This is a genomic window from Glycomyces luteolus, assembly GCF_027622875.1.
In the GTDB taxonomy this organism is placed as follows: Bacteria; Actinomycetota; Actinomycetes; order Mycobacteriales; family Micromonosporaceae; genus Glycomyces; species Glycomyces luteolus.
Genome location: NZ_JAPZVP010000043.1, coordinates 1 through 1,555, shown reverse-complemented (window position 1 = coordinate 1,555; position 1,555 = coordinate 1). Strand labels below are relative to the sequence as shown.

The window sequence follows — 1,555 nt, the reverse complement described above, 5'->3', positions numbered from 1 at the left end:
AACGACCGGCCCTCAGACTCTCGGCCACATTGCGGGCCGCTTCACAGGACCGATATCCAACCCACCTGTTCATCACCGATCGAGAGAGCTTCCACTGCGCGGCATCAACTTGCGGGACATCGCCTAGTTACGTGTGTCGACAAATATGGACGTGCTCATCAAGTTCGACGGCGGCACCTGGATTCATCGGCGATAACGACAAGCGCGAGCGAATACCGAGCAGGGGCACTCCAGAAGACGCTCGGAGAGAAGTACGGCATCAGCAGCTCCGGCGTGAAACGCCTGATTCGCGTTGCACGAGAACTGGATTGAACTCGCCTAGGTCCACATCTGGAGTTTGCCGGAAGCGGTCGACAGCAGCCACACTTGGGAAATGACCTTGGAAGTTGGACTGTGGCGCGCGGACAAGCATGGGCTGACCCGTTTGTCGCCAAGCCGTGTAGCACTCGAATCGAAACTTGAGGAATACATCGAGAACGATCCGACGATCCTCGGCCAACCGTTGCTACTCATCGGCCGCCAAGTGCCAACGGCCCATGGCGGATTCATCGACCTGCTCGCTGTCGATGCCGAGGGCGTAGTCCATGTCCTCGAGTTGAAACGGGACAGGACACCGCGCGATGTCGTCGCACAAACCCTCGACTACGGCTCATGGGTAGCAGAGCTCAGTCACGCCCATATCGTCGAGCTGTTCGAGGCATATCAGCCGGGCATCGCGTTCGACGAGGCATTCGCCCGGCATTTCGGAGGCGAGCCACCAGAGGAACTCAACGCGGCTCAGGTGTTCACCGTTGTCGCCGCATCGGTCGACCCGGCCACCGAGCGGATCGTGCGCTTCCTCAATGAGACCTTCAACGTTCCGATCAACGTCGTGTTCTTCCGTCACTTTGAAGATGACGGAACCTCCTACCTGGCGCGCACGTGGCTGGTCTCCGGTGAGGCAGCACCGCAAAACCCGAGCAGCGGGGCGCAACGTGCGCTGGAACCGTGGAACGGACGAGATTGGTACGTGTCGTTCGGCGTAGAAGACGATGGTCGTTCATGGGAGGACGCACGTAAGTATGGGTTCGTCTCCGCTGGAGGCGGTCTGTGGTATTCCCAGAAGCTCAAGAACCTCCCGATCGGTGCGCGCGTCTTCACCTGCATTCCTCAGACTGGATACGTCGGAATCGGGATCGTGACCGGCGAGGCTGCACGGTTCGACGTGGCCACAGTCACCGTCGAAAATCAGGAGCAGAAGCTCGCAGGACTCGCGCTCAACGGGCATTACCAGCACAACCCCGGAGGCGACGACGATGACGAGGCCGAGTATGTGGTTCCCGTCAAGTGGACGAAGACCGTCCCCACTGACCAGGCAATCTGGAAGCCCGGCATGTTCGCGAACCAGAACCCAGCATGCAGACTGCGCAAGCAGTTCACTATCGAAACAGTGAGCCCTTCTCATCCTGGGTGAGTTTGGTTGCAGGGCATGGAAGAAGCTCCTGGTAGAACAACAGCTGTCTACTTCCGTTGCCTCCCAGGAGCTTCGAATGCTGTTGTATCAGGCGGCCTTGCC

The 1,555-nt window shown here is 59.3% G+C and carries 1 protein-coding gene; it reads left to right on the top strand.

Annotated elements, in window-relative coordinates; translation table 11 throughout:
- Window positions 1-373 precede the first annotated feature (373 nt).
- Window positions 374-1,453, top strand: coding sequence for a PDDEXK family nuclease (locus O1R50_RS26115; protein WP_270113199.1), 1,080 nt, complete (start codon window positions 374-376; stop codon window positions 1,451-1,453).
- Window positions 1,454-1,555: the final 102 nt, after the last annotated feature.